The following is a 19,062-nucleotide window of genomic DNA, read 5'->3' as shown; positions in this document are numbered from 1 at the left end:
AGACCAGAGGTCTGACCCTGCGGCGGGCGCTGCGATGTTTTCTCTTTCCCGTCTGTCCCTTTTCTTTGCTGTCGATCCTGCGGTATCCCACCATGATCCGGGATCATTTCGTATGGCAAATTCAGGTGTGAGAAGGTAGAATGTCAGCGTCTTCAGGTGTCTTGTGGTGGGGCAGTCTGTTGATTCAGTTTAGTTTTGTGACCTGACCCCAGTTTATGTGGGCGGCTTTGTGGTGAGGCTGGCAGGTGGCAGAACGTTTTTCGGAAGAAATGCGGACTTCCGGAAGCAGGAACATGGACGGGAGCGTGTCCGGAAAGACGCTCAGGAGCAGGTGACGGGGAGTTCCCGGAGCCTGAATGCACAAACCCCCCGAAATCTGTACGAAACTTGGCGGAATCATCAGATATCAGGGGGTCCAAAAGCAGGCGCGTGGCCTGTGAAGGATTATAACGCATGCACCATAGAAAACAACACCCGGCCGCCATAAGAACAGGCCGGCGTGAATGAAATACTGATCCCCCGCGCCGACAGGCGTGCCCGTGGCCTTCATTCCACGGCCTGTAAATGCCCGGCCCCGGTCTATATCCGGCCGTCGCACTACAAACCCTTAAGCCGGGAGCACGGTCGTGCCCTGCGTAACCTGATGAGCCGGGATAAAACCACCGGTCAGTGGGTGGTGCGCCGCCGGGTTTCTGCCGATCCCGTCTTTGTGTTCCTGCGTAATACTGCCGGCCGCCGGCGGGCATTCCGTCCGGAGCGCCGGCAGCTGCTGGATGCGCTGTTCATCCTGTTCATCAACAAAGTCGATCTGGCCACCAGTGTGGTGACCATCAATGTCTCCGCCCTGGCGGCCGCGCTCAGCCCGCGGGATGCGGATGACCACATCATTGCGGAGCAGGCTGTGACAACGTCACGCGTTTCGCGCCTGATCCACGAACTGGAGCGCTTTGGGGTGGTCAAATGCCCGCCGGCGGAATGGGACTGCGTGAACGGCTGCCGTTTTCCGAAACACGTCATTATCACTGACGCAGGCTGGCAGCTGACCGGGGTGAACATGGACAGGCTGCGCGCGGAGCAGGAGATGCGTCTTCAGGCCATCGACGATGGCCAGCTGAAGCCCGGCGAAACCCTGTCCCTGAAAGCCGCCCGTCGCCGCTGGTACGAACGCTGCCGGCATCAGACCCTTCTCAGCCGCCGGACCCGGGCCATCGAAGGTAAAATGCGTCAGAAACTGTCTGACCTGCCTTTTGATGAACGCAAGCGCCAGGTGTCAGAGCAGCTCTGGCGCAGTCTGAAGGGCCGGACGCAGCACCTGACGCCCCGCCAGTTTGAGAAAATGGTCTGGTCACAGCTGTACCAGCTGGAACTGGTCGACCTGGCCATTCCGGGCGCTTCCCCGCCGCACTGACCCCTTTTCTGGTTTATCCGCCTGACGGCGGAGGCCTTCTCACGTCCCGACATTATCCCTGCCTGTTTTATGAACACCTGCCCCGTGAATGCCTCCCTTTTTCTGCGACAGCCTGCACGATATCCCGGCGGGGATGTCATACCGTCCCGTTTATCCACAAATACCCGCAAATAGGGAAAAGCAGTTACCTGCAACTGACATCCACATACCTGCAAAATATTCAGGGTTTCACCTTTTACTTATATTCATAAAAGAGACCTCCTGTTCACTGCATAACTTCCGTGGATAACGGGGAAAACCGGTAATGCCTTCGCATGCAGCGGCCCCCGGCCGCGCGCTCAGAAAAAAGACAAAAGTACCTCCCGTCGCCAAGCGCCGGGCCCCGGTGGCGTAAAAAGCCACCCCAGTGCACACCCCTTACCCCTGCCAAACCGACGCCGCCCCGGCCCAAAGGGCCGGAACACCCCCCGCTTTGTAAGGGATGTTGTAACTAGAATTCAGTGTCGCTGTGGGTGGTGCTGCTGACAGTTTTCCGTACACGCCCGTAAGCGGCCCTAACGGCCCGCTAACGCGGAGATACGCCCCGACTTCGGCCATGCCTTGTCGTGACCACTCCGACGGCGCAAATCATCAACCGGAGTAGCTTTTAGTGGATTTGGCTTTGCAGGGAATGGGGTGGGCAAGGCAGAAACTATCAATCCGTAACGGCTGCGCCGGTCACGACGCCTCCCACCGACTGCGCTCAGTGTGACTCCTGCTGGCGTCTCCATGCCGCTACGCGGCATAATGAGCATGCGCCGTAATTTTGAACAGATTCGCAGTGGAGAAAACAGGATGGACTATTCAGGGGTCGTCTCAGAAAACGGAAAATAAAGCACGCTAAGCCGGTGGCAGCGGTCGCAATGGCCTGAACTTCCCCGCACCGACCTTGGCACTGCTGCGCCATAGGTAATCGCCGGTCAGGTTGATATGCTCCCACCCCAGCGGTGACAGATATTGCAGCAACGTGTCGTCCAGCGCCTTGCCGTGGGCACGCAAAGCACTGGTGGCACGCTCCAGATAGACCGTGTTCCACAACACGATGGCCGCCGTCACCAGATTGAGGCCGCTGGCCCGGTAGCGCTGCTGCTCAAAACTGCGGTCGCGGATTTCACCCAATCGGTAGAAGAAGACCGCCCTGGCCAGCGCGTTGCGCGCCTCGCCCTTATTGGGGTCCGCTTGGAAAACGGAAATTATCCCACGCTAAGACTATATTTTGTACAGCAGTGGAGAAGGATGAGAGACCAGCAGTTCATTAACAGGGACTCCTTTTTGCTTAAGCGGCTCAATGGTTCTTTCTATATAAACCGTATTCCAGAGTGTTATCGCCGCCGTATGTAGTGTCAGCGCCGGTGGCGTGGTAACGCTGATCCTCCCACCCCCAGATCCCTGATTTCATTCAGCCGGTGCATGAAGGATGCTCGCCCAAGGGCCTCACCCTTATTCAGCCCCGCCTGTATGCATCGGCCTAAGCCTTTATCGCAAAATCAGTCCAGCATAAACAGCGTCCGATCTCTGCAGAAAATCGCCCTCAGCGCTACGAGTTTGAACGCATTTACTCTGTTTATAGGTAACATTCGCTCCACGATATAATGATATCGGCAACGTATTCAGCATCCTGAGCATGTGTCAGAAGGTGATCAGCCTTACCCAGGGAAATGAAACTCTTGGGATGCTTAGCTGCTTTGAATATTTTCTCGGCCTGCTCAATTAACACGGTATCATCTTCAGTCGCATGAAAAATCAGCAGAGGTTTGTTCATGGCGAACACCTTATGAGCGATTTTGTGTTCCTGAATATTGTCCAGCATCTGTTTCTTTAACGTAAACACCCGCCCGGCCAGCTCAACGGGATAGGCTCCATGCTGGTTAATGTTTTCAACATCATCCTTAAAAAGACGTTTTACGTGTGTCAGTTCTCCGGGTGATCCTATGGTGACAATGGCCTTTGCCTCAGGAACTTCGCCGGCGATAGACAGGATGGCCGATCCCCCCAGGCTATGACCGATGAGCAAAGAAGGCGCTTCGTACTGTCGGCGGAGATAATCTACCGCGCAAAGCAGGTCCGAAATATTGGATGAGAAGTTGGTGTTGGAAAAATCCCCTTCGCTGTTTCCCAGACCAGTAAAATCAAACCGGAGAACGGCGATAGCTTTCTCTGTCAGTTTCCGCGCAATACGCGCCGCGCCTTTGAGGTCTTTGCCACACGTAAAACAATGAGCTAACAGCGCAAACGCTTTAGGATTTTCAGGAAGTTCAAGCAATCCGGCCAGTTCTTCACCCGCCGCATTTTTGAACGTAAATTTTAGTTTTTTCATAGGATATTCCGGGCCTTAAACTGATGTCATATGTTTGATCGCAGGAGAAAAATAATCTTCTGCTCTGCATCTGGCATAACGCGTTTTCCGTCCTCCACTGGGGATGTGAAACAGAATTCATTCCGAATGCCTGTCCTCACCTTCCAGTTTGGAAGCTGGTTATTGCTTCCTGTTCGGCGATCACTTACGCTATGCTACCAACTAGATGGTAGTTTACAAGGCTTTTGTGAGGACTTCTCGAATGGCCAGGTGCGCGCTCATTCTTAAAATATCACTGGCAATGCTGGCATTTGCGGCAAACTCCATTCTGTGTCGTCTGGCCCTGCAGGGAGGCCACATTGATCCCCTTTCATTCAGCAGCCTCAGGCTGGCCAGTGGTGCATTCGTCCTGTCCCCCTTCCTCTTTTATCACGCCAGGACCACATTATCGCTGTGGCGTCCGCTGAGCGGGTTTTACCTCATGGCGTATGCGGTGCTGTTTTCTGTCGCCTATATCCATCTCGATACCGGGGCTGGTGCGCTGTTACTTTTTGGTGCCGTACAGTTTGCGATGGTGATCCACGGATTATTTAAAGGAGAATCACTCTCCGCTATGCGGGCTTGCGGTTTAGTTCTGGCTCTGACGGGAATTGCTGCCCTGCTGTTACCCGGGACGAAGGCACCGCCGCTTTACAGTGCACTTATGATGATCGTTTCCGGATTAGCCTGGGCCGCCTATTCCGTCAGGGGGAGGGCGGGCCAGGCTGCCGGGGCTTCAACTGCGGCTAATTTTATTCTCGCAGCGCCGATGGCTCTCGCTCTTACGTTGCTGTTTATGAAGCAGGGTCACTCTGATGCTGCAGGCATTGCTTTGTCATTGCTGTCCGGTGCCGTCGCCTCAGCCGGTGCCTATGTATTGTGGTATACCCTTTTACCCTCCCTCGGCTCTATTACCGCCAGTATCCTTCAGCTCAGCGTTCCCTGCCTGGCAATGCTAGGGGGTGTGGTATTCCTGGGTGAATCACTGACGGTCAGAACGATATTTTCTGCCCTGGCAGTGCTGACTGGCATTGTGATGGTGACACGCGAGAAATCCCCCCGTCAGCCGATGGCAAAGGCGAGAAAACCTCAATAACGCAATTAATTCATGCAGTTGTAATGATTCTCTTATGTTAATCACACGAGCCAGTTTTCCCGCTCCGGCATCAGACTGACAGGAATACTGAGGTCGACGTTTCAGACTACACCTAAGGCAGGTTCATGAAATGAAATATGATTTTGATGAGTACGTAAGCAGAGAGAAAACAGACAGTCTTACCGTGGACGGCTGGCGGGAATACCTGTTTGCGGGGCAGTCCGAATTTGCAATGCGGTATCCGGCAGAAGGGCTAATCAACCTCTGGGTTGCTGACATGGCTTTTGCCACACCAGAGCCGATTCTTCAGGCCATCAGAGACCGTCTGGATAGAAAAATACTCGGCTACACTAAAATCTACGACGAAGAATACTATGAAATCTTTGGCAACTGGTGTGAGCGACAATATGGTCACCGTTTCAAAACGGAAGACATTGTACTGTCTCCGGGCATTATTCCCGCGCTGAACCGTCTCGTCCCGCTTCTGACCGACAAGGATGACAGTATTCTTATTATGACGCCTTCATATGGCCCGTTTAAAAAGGCGGGTGAATACAGTCAGCGTCGCGTGGTGTACTCGGCGTTAAAAAAATCAGCAGGTGGCTGGGAACCTGACTGGGAAGACTTTACACGCAAAGCCAGTCAGGCCGACTTACGTGTGAAAATTCTTTTCCTGTGTAATCCGCATAACCCGACCGGACGAGTCTGGCGGCCTGATGAACTTAAGCGGATTATTGAAATTTGCCTGGCCAATGATATCTGGGTGATATCTGACGAAATTCACTGTGACCTGTCCCGAAGTGGTATCGGTCATACACCGGCCGCCTCTCTTTTCCCTGATTCTACACGCATTATTACCTGCATGTCCTCGAGTAAAACATTCAATCTGGCCGGGAATTTGTTGGCAAATATCATTATTCCGGATCCCGGTGTCAGAAGCGAGTGGCGTCTCAGACACGACGAGTTCATCTCTCCGCTGAGCCTGGCAGCAAACAAAGCGGCGTGGAGTGAATGCGATGACTGGCTTGTCCATCTGAGGGAATATATTGACGGCAATTTCCAGTACCTGCACGACTACCTCAAAAGCTATTTACCCGAAACCAGGTTCTCGATCCCCGAAGGGACATATCTGGCCTGGATAGATATTAGCCACTACCTGCCCGACACTGTGGGTGAGGATTTATCGCTGTATTTTGCCCGGGAGTCAGGGGTGCTTCTTGAAGGGGGCTTGCTGTTTGTCGACAATGGGGAAGGACATATCCGGTTAAATCTGGCGTGCCCACGGACTATGCTGACAGCAGGGATGAAAAGAATTTCACAGGTACTGCGGACACCGGCCCCTAACAGGGTATAACCCCTTTCTCTCTGGCCGTTTGTCCTGTCAGGATGTCGTCAGAACCCGGCATAACACCCTGTGCCGGGAACAAAAAAGGCACGGATGAACAGGTTGTGAATATCCTGAGTGAAGCCTGCTGATGACATTTCTGGCGACAAAAAAATGACGCCCGTAAAGGGGCGGCTCTTGTCAACGTACCGGGGTTATCGTCTGACCGCCATAATGCCGGCATCGACATCCCAGATAGCGCCCGTCACCCATGATGTTTTGTCAGACAACAGGAAGAGAATGGTGTTTGCCACATCCTCTGCGGTTCCGACGCGGCCTAACGGGTGGAAATCGTTCAACGACTTCATAGCATCAGCGATATCCGCTTTGTCCATGAAGCCTTCGTATATTGGTGTATGAACAATCCCGGGAGACACAGCGTTGACACGAATACCCGCGCTGGCCAGTTCAATCGCCAGATTACGCGTCAGGGCATGCAGACCCGCTTTTGCCATTGAATAGGCCGAGGACGGCGAGTCACCCAGTGCTGCCTGGGCACCAATCGAACCGACGTTGACGATAGACCCTTCGAGCTTCGCGGCGAGCATGTTCTTCACGACATCCTGCGTAATAAAGAACGTGGCGCGGTTCAGCGAAAAGTACATGTCATAATCGGCAAAGCTGTGCTCGGTAAACCCTTTCGGCATAAAGATCCCGGCGGCATTTACCATCAGGCTGATATCGCGATGGCTGGCATTGATTTCATGACGGATAGTTTCCATACCTTCTTCAGTCATCAGGTTGGCCGCGATGACCGCCACCGGTCCCAGCGGGCTCAGCTCTTTTTGTACCGCTTCGGCTTTGTCTTTTTTATTCCCGGTCAGCACCACACTGCCGCCCGCTTCCAGTACCATGCGTGCCACGGCGAGACCCATGCCGCTGGTGCCGCCGACGACAAGCAGTTTTTTACCTTTGAAAAATGTATTCATTTTCAGACTCCATTACTGGTGGGTAAGACGTTGCCGGCAGCGTGAAACTGCCGGCGGTTGACGGATTAAATGCTGCAGCCATCCGTTCCGCAGGTCTGACCCGCAGTGGCTGAAAATTCGGTTTGCTGTTCATCCCAGACCTGACGCAGGGCATTCAAAAAGTTGTCTGCCCCCTGAGCCCCGCTGATGGCGTATTTCTCGTTCATCACAAAAACCGGAACGCCGCTGAGGCCAATAGACTGTGCGTGGGCTTCATCGTCGGAAACGGTGGCGCGAAAATCGTCATTTTCCAGAGCGGCTTCGGCGTCAGCTTTCTCCATACCGGCTTCTACGGCCATTGCAACGAGCTGCTGACGGTCAAAGAGAGAGCGACCTTCGGTGATACTGCCGTGATAAAAACGTTCTTCCACCGCGTCCGCAATTCCGGCCTTACGCGCGGCAACCAGCAGGGTGTGTGCATCTTCTGTATCACCAAACATCATGCCGTCAAAGTTGTAGATCAGACCTTCAGATTTACCGGCGGTGCCCACCTGATTCATCATCAGCTCCGCTGAATGCTGACTGCCCAGTTTTTTAACGATGGCATCCTTAAAAGGCATAGCGGGAGTACCACCGGCCAGACGGTAGCTGTGATGACGGATCACCACCTGATCGCGAAATTCAAAGCGATTCAGACCCTGTTCAAATCTTTTCTTAGCAATCCAGCACCACGGGCAGACCAAATCTGACCAGATATCGATGGTGAGGGTGGGTTTCAGCGTTTGCATAATGATTCCTCAAAGACCTTGGGCGGTCGGGTCTCACTTATCAGAGAACCGCGACCGTATGGGATTTATTGCGCCTGCCAGACCGGGTAATCGGTATAGCCTTTTTCCGGGGAACCACTGACGCCGTAGTAGGTGGCGCGGTCACTTTCTGCCAGTGGCCAGCCGTTTTGCATTCTTTCAACCAGATCCGGGTTAGCGATGTAGGGCACACCAAATGCCACCAGATCCAGCTCATCATCTTCCAGAGCCTGCTCTGCGATATCACGGGTGAAACCGCCGGCAGCGATGATGGTGCCTTTAAACGTGTTGCGAAAACGGCGGCGGAATCCTTCCGGAAGTGGCGCTTTGGTGTACACCGGCTGATAGTAAAGGTGTACGTAAGCCAGCTCCCGCTGACCGAGCGCGTCGGTGATGGCTGACCAGGTTTGCTCTTCACCTTCATACGGCGCGAGGTCATAAATGCGGCCGAACGGTGACAGGCGCACGGCAACGTGGCTGTTACCCACGGCTTCCGCCACGGCGTCAATGGTCTCCAGCAGGAAACGCTGACGATTTTCCACCGAGCCGCCGTATTCGTCGGTGCGGGTGTTCAGTTCGCTACTGAGGAACTGGTCAAAGATGAATCCGTTTGCAGCCATGATTTCCACACCGTCAAAGCCGGCTTCCATCGCCAGGCGTGCGGAGTGCACGAAGTCTGCAGTGATGCGTTTCACTTCATGCGTTTCCAGCGCGCGTGGCTGGCTTGGTACAACCGGGCCCGGTTCTCCGGATTCGGTCAGCGCAAAAACGGTGGTATTGACCGCCTGAACGGTGCCCGCTGAAACCGGCGCTATGTGGCCTGGCTGAAGAGAGACGTGAGACATACGGCCGACGTGCCAGAGCTGCGCGAAAATACGGCCACCTTTGGCGTGAACCGCTTGTGTCACCTTACGCCAGCCCTGGACGTGTTCGTCGTTGTAGATACCAGGGGTATAGAGGTAACCCCGGCCTTCTTCTGAAACCGGCATCCCTTCGGTGATGAGCAGGCCAGCAGAAGCACGCTGTGCATAGTACAAAGCCACGACCTCATCCGGCACGTCATTCATGGTGCGGGTGCGGGTCATCGGTGCCATGACTACACGGTTTTTTAACGCCAGGCCAGACAGATTGTAGGGGGTGAAAAGCTTACTCATCGTATACCTCACAGAAACAAAAAGGAGTATCCCGGCAGGGATTTGCACAACCCGGAAGTATCATCGACCGGACGTCGCGCACTGGAGTTGCATAAACATCTGATGGATGGCAATATACCAACCATCTAGTAGGTAGGTCAACGGGGGTGCCGTATTTTTTTGTCATAACGCAGCCATTTCTGAATTGTCACTCATTTTGCGAGGTCATCACCATGCGTACATTAACAGCTTATAACGAAGATAATTTCCGCCAGATAGAGCAGTACAAAGGAATATCGGTGGTACGTTTCTCTGCACCCTGGTGTCCGCCCTGTCAGGCCAGCGAAGAAATGTTCAGTCAGTTTGCAGACCGGCTCGATGGAGATATTCAGGTGGGGAAAGTCAATGTAGATCAGGCGCCGGTGCTGACAACCAAATACGAGATCTGGGGGCTGCCGTCTGTGCTGATATTTCATGAAGGGCAATTAGTTAAACGCATACCGGGTGTGAAACCTGCATCGGTATATGCTCAGGCGATTGCGGACATAAAAAAAGGGCAGTAATGCCCTTTTAACGTGGAATTTATTAATGCTTAACCGCGTGCCTGACCGACGGCATCCAGAGTGCGGGCTGAATAAATGACCGCCGCGCCAGCGTTGAGGTTAATCGCCACGCCCAGCGCTTCAGCAATTTCAGCGTCGGTTGCACCGGCTTTCACAGCGGCGTCGGCGTGAAAAGCAATACAGCCGTCGCAGCGGGTTGTGACTGCGCACGCCAGGGCAATGAGTTCACGCACTTTTGCGCCCAAAAGGTCAGTTTTGTTACCTGCGTTGCCCAGGGCAACCACGCCTTTCATGGTCTCGGGGGTCAGTTTGCCCAACTCGCCTAAACGTTGCATTAACTCTGAGCGATAGTTGTTCCAGTCCAGCATAGTGTCATTCTCCTGAATGAGGGGTATTAAGAAGCAGTTTTATATACTTAAGGCTGTTGGCGAAGACTTCGGGTCTGGCCGTTGCATGCGCCACTACGCTTGAGCCTTCACAGACATTAATGATCATCAAAGCAATATCTGATGGTTCGGCATGGGATGAAAACTCACCTGACTCCATGCCCGCCCTGACGACTTTTGTGAGCCACTCGATTTGCATATCGAAATAAAGTGATGTCTGTACAGTAATTGCCTGAGGCAGATTGGCGGTCTCTGCTGACAACGCACAACACAGTGGCAGTAGTGAAGCTTTATGGCTTTGCGCGAAGATATCGATGTAGGCCGCAATTCTTTTCTCCGCGCTTTTCTCAGTAGCCTCTATCTGCTCAAATACGCGTTGCGTATCAGAGAACGCCTGTATTACCACCTGCTCACCCAGAATATCTTTGGTCGGGAAATGGTGATGAATACTGGCCTTGGTGATACCCACTATTTTTGATAAATCAGCATAGCTGAATGCTGAATACCCTTTTTCGCGCATCAGGTGTTCTGCTTCGCTGAGCAGCCGTTCCCGTGTCATGGTTGTCATAATTACTCCATATAATCTACTAGTTGATAGATTATATTGTTGCTATTTTTCCGTAGCAAGTTGTATCACTGACTCAGTATCGTGCAGAGCTGAACGTCACTGCCATCCTGCATTCTGAATGGCAGCATTACATCTCTGACATCACGCCAGGCGTGTAATCATTTCAACCGGATTAGCCAGAGTATCGTGGATTGGCGAATTCTTTTGCATTTCGCTGACCAGCGCTTCTAACTCCTCGCGACTGGCGGTCTTGCTCGTAAGGTGAACATCGACGCGAATAGATTTCGCACCTTTACGCACGTTGCTGTCCAGCCCAAGGAAGCCGTTGAGGTTGATATCGAAATTAAGATCCAGCTCGATACCGTCCAGGTCGATCCCTTTTTCAGCAGCCATCATGGTGAGGGTGGCGGTATAACAGCCAGCCAGCGCCTGCATGATGTATTCAGTCGGGCTCATGCCGGTATCGGTGCCGAGTAAACCTGCGGGTTCATCACCGATATTAGAAAATTTCCCCACGCGGCTGGTATCGATAACGCCGTTCTGGATTGTGGCGCCGGTCTCTGTGCGAACGGTTAATCCGCCGCTGGAACGGGCTTTCATCTGGAAAGTCAGGTTACCCAGGCCAGGCTGGCTGCGAACTGCTTCACGGGTATTGTGGATCGCAGCTGCGTCTGCAGAAGGTTTAACGGTAGTAGACATAATGGCTCCTGTAATTTCTTGATAAAAGTTATAGCTGGTGTAATCAGCGCCAACCATCTAGTTGGTAGGTTAATATCGCGAACCTCTTTTGTCTACTCTTTTATAAAAAATAGGGGGAAAAGAACCCAGAAGGCTGTTTTATTTCATAATAACCATTTGATTTTTTTATAATATTCCCAGCCGCTCACTCTTGCAGCAATCCAGCCTTTACCCGAAGGATAGTCTGGCGGGTGGTATTAAATTCCCGGGCAATAGCACTGATACTGATGCCAGCATTTAGGCGCTCTGTCACTGTTTGCTTTTGTTCCTCGCTCAGGATGGGAGGGCGACCGAAGCGTTTTCCAGCCGCTTTTGCCCTCGCAATACCTGAATGCGTTCGCTCAAGCAGCAAATCCCGCTCAAACTCCGCTACAGCAGAAATTACCTGCATAGTCATTTTTCCGGCCGGACTGGTCAAGTCAACGCCTCCGAGTGCGAGACAATGAACGCGAATATCTAAAGCCGCCAGTTGCTCTACTGTTTTTCGGATATCCATCGCATTACGACCCAGACGGTCAAGTTTGGTGACAATCAGTACATCCCCATTTTCCATGCGATCTAGCAACCGGATAAATCCGGGGCGTTCGCTGGCAGCAACCGAGCCACTGATATGCTCCTCAATAAGTCGTTGGGATCTGATGGCAAAACCCGCCGCTTCAATTTCACGACGCTGGTTTTCTGTGGTCTGTTCCAGAGTTGAGACCCTGCAGTAGGCAAAAACACGTGACATGGGAAACTTTCCGTACGAAATAGGTGTCCGAATTATAACGTGTGTCCGAAATTAATTTCACTAAGTTTCGGACATGTGCTGTAAGCGGTGTACGAAACCGACCGGTTTCGGTCAGTGCGAATGATAACTTTAATGAACTATGTGCAGGGGAAGCATTTATGCCACGGAGACAAATGCTCAGTAGTGAAGAAAAAGAACGCTTGTTGATTGTGCCGGATGATGACGTATTTCTGACGCGCATGTGCTTTCTGAGTGAACATGACCTCGCGCTCATTAATAAACACCGCAGGCCAGCTAACCGTCTGGGCTTTGCAGTTTTACTCTGTTATTTGCGAGGACCAGGGTTTCCTCCCGACAAAAGTATTTCACCTCACGACTGTGTTGTCTTCAGGCTGGCGGCTCATTTGAAAGTCCAGTCTGATTTGTGGGCCGAGTATGCATCAAGAGAGGTCACCCGCTGGGAACATCTGGCTGAACTCTACCGCTACCTGGAATTATCCCCTTTTAACCGGGCGCTGCAAAAAACCTGTATTCGCCACCTTTATCCCCACGCCATGCGGACAGACAGAGGTTTTTTACTTGCGGAGGAAATGCTCTCCTGGCTCCACAATAATAAGGTTATTTTCCCCTCTGTTGAAGTGATCGAACGAACCCTGGCCGAAGCAACAACACTTGCCGACAGGGCGGTTTTTTCTGCGCTTACCGCGCAGCTTGAACCAGGGCATAAAGCGGCACTGGACCGTCTGTTGGTATCTGAGGGTGAGCAACCTTCACGGCTGGCCTGGCTGCTCCAGCCTCCGGGAAAAATTAATGGTAAAAATGTCCTGCAACATATCGACCGGTTAAATGCGATTGAGTCGCTGGCACTCCCTGACGGCATTGCACTTTCCGTTCACCAGAACCGACTCCTGAAACTCGCACGCGAAGGCAGGAAAATGAGTAGCCGGGATCTGGCAAGATTCACGGATGTTCGCCGTTATGCCTCGCTGGTTTGTATCATATCGGAGGCCAGATCCACCCTGACTGACGAAGTTATTGATCTGCACGAGCGTATTCTGAGTAGTCTGTTCAGCAGGGCAAAACGTACTCAGGCCGAGCGGCTCCAGCAAACGGGAAAGCTGATTCAGAGTAAACTGAAGCAATACGTTACCGTCGGACAGGCATTACTTAACGCCAGAGAGTCCGGGGAAGATCCCTGGGCCGCAATAGAAGACGTCCTTCCCTGGCAGGAATTCATCAACAGCGTGGAAGAGACGCGGTTCCTGTCACGTAAGGACAACTTCGACCCGTTGCATCTGATCACAGAAAAATACAGTACGCTGCGTAAATACGCCCCCCGGATGCTGTCCGTGTTGCAGTTCAGGGCTGCACCCGCCGCAATGCAGCTCAGTGACGCATTGGATACCGTCAGAGATATGTATAGAAAACAACTCCGAAAAGTACCGCCTTCCGCGCCAATCGGGTTCATCCCGGAAAGCTGGAGAAAGGTTGTGATCACCCCCACCGGCATTGACCGAAAATATTACGAATTTTGCGTGCTGAATGAACTGAAGGGAGCCTTACGTTCAGGTGACATCTGGGTAAAGGGGTCACGCCGCTACAGGAATTTCGATGATTATCTGATCCCGTCAGACGATTTTGAAAAATCACTCCGGGATAACCAGTTACCCCTTGCTGTTCCGGCCGATTGCCATGAATACATCAAGAGCCGTTTGACGCTTCTTGCATCGCGTCTGGAAGAAGTTAACGCGATGGCGCTGGCCGGTGATTTACCCGATGTTGATATATCGGATAAAGGCGTGAAAATTACCCCGCTGGATAACAGTGTCCCTTCAGCAGCATCCCCTTTTGGCGATCTGGTTTATGGCATGCTCCCTCACCCTAAAATTACTGAAATGCTGGATGAAGTGGACGGCTGGACTGGTTTTACCCGCCATTTCACACATCTCAAAAACAATCACGTCAGACCTAAAGACAGAAAGTTGTTACTGACCACCATCCTGGCCGATGGTATCAACCTTGGACTGACAAAAATGGCCGAATCCTGTCCGGGAACGACCAAATCGTCACTCGAGGGCATTCAGGCCTGGTACATCAGGGATGAAACCTATTCAGCTGCGCTGGCCGAGTTGGTCAATGCCCAGAAAAAAAGCCCTCTGGCGGCATTCTGGGGCGATGGAACAACGTCATCGTCTGATGGACAGAACTTTCGGGTGGGGAGTCACGGGCGTTATGCTGGTCAGGTCAATCTTAAATACGGTCAGGATCCAGGCGTGCAGATTTATACGCATATTTCGGACCAATACAGCCCGTTTTACACCAAAGTTATCAGCCGCGTGCGGGATTCAACACACGTACTTGATGGTCTGCTGTACCACGAAACTGATCTGGAAATTACAGAGCATTACACCGACACAGCAGGTTTCACTGAGCATGTTTTTGCGCTAATGCATCTGCTCGGATTCGCTTTTGCGCCAAGGATCCGGGATCTTCATGACAAACGGCTGTTTATTCATGGAAAAGCTGAGTTGTATCAGGGGCTTCAGTCAATCATCTCGACAACCAGCCTGAATCTAAAGGAAATTGAAACCCACTGGCATGAGGTGCTGCGTCTGGCAAGTTCTATAAAGCAGGGAACGGTAACAGCATCACTGATGATGAAAAAGCTGGCAAGCTATCCGAAGCAGAATGGTCTGGCAAAGGCGCTGAGAGAGATTGGCCGCATCGAACGGACACTATTTATGCTGGACTGGTTCCGTGATCCCGGTCTGCGCCGACGCGTGCAGGCGGGGCTGAATAAGGGTGAGGCCCGTAATGCCCTTGCGCGAGCGGTCTTTTTGCACCGTCTGGGTGAAATAAGGGATCGTGGGCTGGAGAATCAGAGTTATCGCGCCAGCGGGCTGACATTACTGACAGCAGCGATCACGTTGTGGAACACGGTATATATAGAAAGAGCTATTGAGTCACTAAAACGAAAGGGTATCCCGATAAATGAGCAACTGGTCTCTCATCTTTCTCCCCTGGGCTGGGAACATATCAATCTGAGTGGAGATTACGTCTGGCGTAATAATCTTAAGCTGGGATCCGGAAAATACCGCTCATTACGTACAGTCGATACCGCTTTGTACAAAAAACAGTCTTAGCGTGGGATAATTTCCGTTTTCCAAGCGGACCCCTATTACAGCCAGCTCAGACCTCATCAATATAACGGTAGTTTGACGCGGAATGAATCAGAACGATTGCTCTGGAAAAACTCTAAAGCCGTGGCCAACTATTGTTGACCACTACACATCTATTTTATAGGTAACCCCTTAAAAGATTTAATCTCCTTGATACTGAAACTGGTATTCATCTCCTTTATATTCCCAATTTTTCGTATCCTTATCATTGATACGTTGTGAAAATCATCCATATCTTTTACTACAAGATGCAGAAGATAGTCGTATCTTCCGGAGATATTATGACAGGCAATTACATTATCAATCTTCATTATTTCTGCCTCAAAATATTGCATGCACTCCTCGGAATGAAGATCTAATGTAATATTCATGAATGCATAAAAATTGTATCCAAGGCTTTTCGGTTCGATAAAAGCCCGATAGTTTTTTATCACTTCCTGCTCTAAAAACTTTAGCCGTTTCCAGCAGGCTGGAGGGGAAAGAAAAACACGCTTGGCAATCTCAGCGTTGTTCAGCCTGCCATCTTCCTGCAAGAGCTTTAAAATCTGCATATCAACTTTGTCAAGCTTTACCATGTTCAACCTCCTGTGATAGTAATCATATTCGTAATTTTATGAAATAAAATTAACCAAATCAATAAAAACAAGAAATAAGATAAGCCAAAAATTGTAAAAATAGTTAATTTTAAAAAGATAATTAATATACTTACCGGGTAGAATCATTTATGAAGTGCAAACCTCTGTAAATAATTACCATAAAATATCCTCACACAGGAATATACCTATGACCATATTGGAACAGAACATCGACAGGGCCTCATTATCGCCAGAAGAGTGGAAAAAACTAACCCGATTTGACAGTACAGATGTAGGATGGATTATCATAAGCATAGGTATGGCTATCGGCGCCGGGATTGTGTTTTTACCGGTCCAGGTGGGGCTTATTGGATTGTGGGTATTCCTGCTTTCTTCCATCATTGGTTATCCGGCCATGTACCTGTTTCAAAGATTGTTTATCAATACGCTGGCAGATTCACGAGAGTGTAAAGACTATCCCGGTGTCATCGAGGGCTATCTGGGAAAAAACTGGGGAATGCTCCTCGGTCTGCTCTACTTTCTCATGCTGGTCATCTGGATATTCGCCTACCCTACGGCGTTGACTAACGATACAGCGTCGTATTTACACACGTTTGGCTTAACTGAGGGTCTTTTATCAGAGAACCCTTTCTATGGCCTAATTCTTATTACATTTCTTGTGCTTATTGCTTCACGTAGTGAAGAGCTCTTGTTCAGGATTTCCTCTTTCATGGTGTTATCAAAACTGGTGGTAGTGCTTATCCTGGGGTTGATGATGGTCAGCATGTGGGACCTCTCCAAAAACATCGGTTCATTCCCTTCTTTTAGTATTTTAATCAAAAACGCCATTATCACCTTGCCATTTACGTTGACATCAATCCTGTTTATTCAGTCTTTGAGTCCGATGGTAATTTCATATCGTGCAAAAAACAAATCTATAGAAGTGGCAAGATATAAAGCGCTAAGAGCAATGAATATCGCTTTTGGTACACTATTCATCGTTGTTTTCTTTTATGCATTATCATTCACTTTCGCCCTCGGTCACGATGAAGCTGTCAAAGCCTACGAGCAAAATATTTCAGCACTGGCTATTGCCGCACAGTTTATTGAAGGAGATGCAGCAAAGTATGTGACGCCAGTTGGTGTTGCATTGAATATCTTTGCCCTGATGACTGCCTTCTTCGGCGTTTACCTCGGGTTCAAAGAGGCTGTACAGGGACTGGCGATGAACGCATTGACCCGTTTTATACCTTCAGAGAAAATCAATAAAAAAACGCTTAATGTTGGTATTGTCATTTTCACTATTGCCATCGCCTGGGGGGCAATCGTTCTGAACCTGCCGGTTCTGCTATTCACCTCAATCTGCAGCCCCATTTTCGGCATTGTTGGTTGCTTAATCCCTGCTTATCTGGTTTACAAGGTACCCTCCCTTCACCGATATAAAGGGTTTTCTCTGTATCTGATCATCTTTACTGGCATCCTGCTCTGTATTTCTCCGTTCCTGAAATTCATTTAAACAAACATATATGTCCAAAGAAGGTTAAATTATGAAGTACAATTTTGATGAAATTATCAACAGAAAAAATACTGATGCCCTGAACTACGATGGGTGGAGACAATATATATTCAAGGCCGACAAGAGTGCCCGCTTTGACTTTAAGGACGATGAATTTGTCAGAATGTGGGTCGCTGATATGGATTTTGCGACACCTCCGGAAATCCTTGCAGCGATTCAGGAGAGGCTTGATAAAAAAATACTCGGTTACACAAAAGTTTACGATGATGAGTACTATCATATTTTCCACAACTGGTGCCAGAGACGCTATGACTGGAATATAGATACCACAGAGATCGTGCTTTCACCGGGCATTATTCCTGCACTTAACCGTCTGGTACCGTTACTGACACAACAGGATGAAAGTGTGTTGATCAATACACCATCCTATACGCCGTTTAAGCAGGCTGGAGACTATAGCTATCGTCGAGTGATCTGTTCTGATTTGCTGAAACAGGACAATGAATACATTATTGACTTCAACGATATGGAGAAAAAACTAACCGATCCTTCTCTAAATATTAAGCTGTTCATTTTATCCAATCCGCAAAATCCAACCGGGAAGGTCTGGTCAGAACAAGAATTAATGAGAATGGGGCAGTTGTGCCTTAAAAACAATGTCTGGATCATTTCAGACGAAATACATTGTGATTTACTGAGAAATGGGATCAATCATATCCCGATGGCAAAACTGTTCCCAGACACTGATAAGATCATCACCTGTATGGCACCAAGCAAAACCTTTAATCTTGCCGGAAATCTGATGTCCCATATTTTTATTAAAAATGAAAAGGTCAGAAAAGAATGGTTACGTCTTTATGATGAGTTTCTTTCACCACTGAGTCTGGCTGCGACCAAAGCGGCCTGGTCCCGGTGCGACGAGTGGCTGGAACAATTAAAACACTATCTTGATGATAACTTCAGACTGGTAGAAAAATTTACCCAGGAACACTTTCCTGACGCAAACTTTAAAATTCCCGATGCAACTTATCTGGCATGGATAAATATTGAGAAATACCTGCCACCGCAGGTAGACAGACAACAGCTTTCTCTCTATTTCGCCAACCAGACGGGAATACTGCTTGAAGGCGGGAACATGTTTGTAAGCAATGGAGAGGGTTACATACGGATTAATCTTGCCTGTCCACGCGCCGTGATACAAGAAGGATTAGAGAGAATAAGAAAAGCACTGAAATAGTAAATCCCTGAAAATTTCAGCCTGATCGTCCAAAAGGTCGCAGTTTAAACAATGCGACCTTTATACCGGATAATTTAGCATGTTGAACCGATTTTCGGAGACTCTCTATCGCGCTGGACGGCTCTGCATGTACATTGTCGCCTGAAAAATAATATCAGGGATATAAATAGCCTGTTAATACCTCGTTTCCTCTCTTCATGACACCCTGACTCATTAATATAGTGTCACAGCATTGTGAGGGCACTGGACAACGCATTCGCCACAACCATCACAGCGTTCGTTGTCAGCCGACATCCGTCCAGACTCATTAATAAAGCAAGCCTGTCGTGGGCATACATCCACGCACTGTTTACACTGTCTGACAGGATTCACACAGGCAGAGTGGTAATGACTCCAACTTATTGATAGTGTTTTATGTTCAGATAATGCCCGATGACTTTGTCATGCAGCTCCACCGATTT

The 19,062-nt window shown here is 50.1% G+C and carries 19 protein-coding genes and 2 pseudogenes; 8 read left to right on the top strand and 13 right to left on the bottom strand.

Annotated elements, in window-relative coordinates; genetic code table 11:
• The first annotated feature begins 499 nt into the window (after positions 1-499).
• Complete coding sequence (gene repA / locus OGX92_RS14865) at positions 500-1,408, top strand: plasmid replication initiator RepA (RefSeq protein ID WP_137366871.1); 909 nt, start codon at positions 500-502, stop codon at positions 1,406-1,408.
• Between the two features lie 508 nt (positions 1,409-1,916).
• Complete coding sequence (locus OGX92_RS23595) at positions 1,917-2,051, top strand: replication-associated protein RepA4 (protein WP_502872877.1); 135 nt, start codon at positions 1,917-1,919, stop codon at positions 2,049-2,051.
• A gap of 236 nt (positions 2,052-2,287) precedes the next feature.
• Here OGX92_RS23595 and OGX92_RS14860 read toward each other — a convergent pair.
• From OGX92_RS14860 to OGX92_RS14850, 3 genes and pseudogenes are all read right to left on the bottom strand, one after another.
• A pseudogene (locus OGX92_RS14860) lies at positions 2,288-2,617 on the bottom strand (Tn3 family transposase); the annotation flags it as partial.
• Positions 2,618-2,671: 54 nt separating this feature from the next.
• Positions 2,672-2,985: pseudogene (locus OGX92_RS14855) on the bottom strand (Tn3 family transposase); the annotation flags it as partial.
• 26 nt (positions 2,986-3,011) lie between these two features.
• Positions 3,012-3,764 carry an alpha/beta hydrolase family protein gene (locus OGX92_RS14850; protein WP_000734115.1) on the bottom strand — a complete coding sequence of 251 codons (753 nt, stop codon included), beginning with the start codon at positions 3,762-3,764 and terminating at the stop codon, positions 3,012-3,014.
• A gap of 241 nt (positions 3,765-4,005) precedes the next feature.
• Here OGX92_RS14850 and OGX92_RS14845 point away from each other — a divergent pair, with 241 nt between their 5' ends.
• Positions 4,006-4,878 carry a DMT family transporter gene (locus OGX92_RS14845; protein WP_000090196.1) on the top strand — a complete coding sequence of 291 codons (873 nt, stop codon included), beginning with the start codon at positions 4,006-4,008 and terminating at the stop codon, positions 4,876-4,878.
• 130 nt (positions 4,879-5,008) lie between these two features.
• Positions 5,009-6,232 carry a MalY/PatB family protein gene (locus OGX92_RS14840; protein ID WP_000872613.1) on the top strand — a complete coding sequence of 408 codons (1,224 nt, stop codon included), beginning with the start codon at positions 5,009-5,011 and terminating at the stop codon, positions 6,230-6,232.
• Positions 6,233-6,417: 185 nt separating this feature from the next.
• Here the strand turns inward: OGX92_RS14840 and OGX92_RS14835 are convergent, their stop codons facing one another.
• The 3 genes from OGX92_RS14835 to OGX92_RS14825 all read right to left on the bottom strand — a co-directional run bounded on the left by OGX92_RS14835 (position 6,418) and on the right by OGX92_RS14825 (position 9,130).
• A complete protein-coding gene (locus tag OGX92_RS14835; RefSeq protein ID WP_001091224.1) occupies positions 6,418-7,191 on the bottom strand; it encodes an SDR family NAD(P)-dependent oxidoreductase in 774 nt (257 codons plus the stop codon).
• A 65-nt stretch (positions 7,192-7,256) separates the two neighbouring features.
• A complete protein-coding gene (locus OGX92_RS14830) occupies positions 7,257-7,958 on the bottom strand; it encodes a DsbA family oxidoreductase (protein WP_008502228.1) in 702 nt (233 codons plus the stop codon).
• 65 nt (positions 7,959-8,023) lie between these two features.
• The gene (locus OGX92_RS14825) at positions 8,024-9,130 is read right to left on the bottom strand and encodes an alkene reductase (protein WP_006687059.1); all 1,107 of its coding nucleotides are present in this window, start codon (positions 9,128-9,130) and stop codon (positions 8,024-8,026) included.
• Between the two features lie 212 nt (positions 9,131-9,342).
• Here OGX92_RS14825 and OGX92_RS14820 point away from each other — a divergent pair, with 212 nt between their 5' ends.
• Positions 9,343-9,672, top strand: coding sequence for a thioredoxin family protein (locus OGX92_RS14820; RefSeq protein WP_008502229.1), 330 nt, complete (start codon positions 9,343-9,345; stop codon positions 9,670-9,672).
• Between the two features lie 29 nt (positions 9,673-9,701).
• Here the strand turns inward: OGX92_RS14820 and OGX92_RS14815 are convergent, their stop codons facing one another.
• The 4 genes from OGX92_RS14815 to OGX92_RS14800 form a co-directional block, all read right to left on the bottom strand.
• Complete coding sequence (locus tag OGX92_RS14815) at positions 9,702-10,040, bottom strand: carboxymuconolactone decarboxylase family protein (RefSeq protein WP_000888080.1); 339 nt, start codon at positions 10,038-10,040, stop codon at positions 9,702-9,704.
• Positions 10,041-10,044: 4 nt separating this feature from the next.
• Complete coding sequence (locus OGX92_RS14810; protein WP_008502230.1) at positions 10,045-10,626, bottom strand: TetR/AcrR family transcriptional regulator; 582 nt, start codon at positions 10,624-10,626, stop codon at positions 10,045-10,047.
• Positions 10,627-10,767: 141 nt separating this feature from the next.
• Positions 10,768-11,325: an OsmC family protein gene (locus OGX92_RS14805; protein WP_000108589.1), complete on the bottom strand. Its 558-nt coding sequence runs from the start codon at positions 11,323-11,325 to the stop codon at positions 10,768-10,770.
• Between the two features lie 184 nt (positions 11,326-11,509).
• Complete coding sequence (locus OGX92_RS14800; RefSeq protein WP_008502231.1) at positions 11,510-12,094, bottom strand: recombinase family protein; 585 nt, start codon at positions 12,092-12,094, stop codon at positions 11,510-11,512.
• Between the two features lie 158 nt (positions 12,095-12,252).
• On the opposite strand from OGX92_RS14800, the gene OGX92_RS14795 reads away from it, so the two are divergent.
• Entirely contained in the window at positions 12,253-15,237 is a 2,985-nt protein-coding gene (locus OGX92_RS14795) for a Tn3 family transposase (RefSeq protein ID WP_286586727.1), read from the top strand.
• Positions 15,238-15,386: 149 nt separating this feature from the next.
• On the opposite strand, the gene OGX92_RS14790 is transcribed toward OGX92_RS14795, so the two are convergent.
• Positions 15,387-15,848 carry an Lrp/AsnC family transcriptional regulator gene (locus tag OGX92_RS14790; protein ID WP_040229972.1) on the bottom strand — a complete coding sequence of 154 codons (462 nt, stop codon included), beginning with the start codon at positions 15,846-15,848 and terminating at the stop codon, positions 15,387-15,389.
• Between the two features lie 208 nt (positions 15,849-16,056).
• On the opposite strand from OGX92_RS14790, the gene OGX92_RS14785 reads away from it, so the two are divergent.
• Together OGX92_RS14785 and OGX92_RS14780 are read left to right on the top strand one after the other, a co-directional pair.
• A complete protein-coding gene (locus tag OGX92_RS14785; protein ID WP_032296056.1) occupies positions 16,057-17,364 on the top strand; it encodes an aromatic amino acid transport family protein in 1,308 nt (435 codons plus the stop codon).
• 31 nt (positions 17,365-17,395) lie between these two features.
• On the top strand, positions 17,396-18,601 hold the full coding sequence (locus tag OGX92_RS14780; RefSeq protein WP_023063506.1) for a MalY/PatB family protein: 1,206 nt from the start codon (positions 17,396-17,398) through the stop codon (positions 18,599-18,601).
• A 213-nt stretch (positions 18,602-18,814) separates the two neighbouring features.
• Here OGX92_RS14780 and OGX92_RS14775 read toward each other — a convergent pair whose 3' ends face one another.
• On the bottom strand, positions 18,815-18,973 hold the full coding sequence (locus OGX92_RS14775; protein WP_353622208.1) for a 4Fe-4S binding protein: 159 nt from the start codon (positions 18,971-18,973) through the stop codon (positions 18,815-18,817).
• A gap of 26 nt (positions 18,974-18,999) precedes the next feature.
• On the bottom strand, positions 19,000-19,062 hold a 63-nt coding region (locus OGX92_RS14770), incomplete at its 5' end, for an IS1 family transposase (RefSeq protein ID WP_071603212.1).

Origin of the sequence: Citrobacter sp. Cpo089, from assembly GCF_030332695.1 — a bacterium.
Taxonomy (GTDB): domain Bacteria; phylum Pseudomonadota; class Gammaproteobacteria; order Enterobacterales; family Enterobacteriaceae; genus Citrobacter; species Citrobacter portucalensis.
Note: the sequence above shows the minus strand (reverse complement) of the source record. Positions and strands in the feature narration are given on the sequence as shown.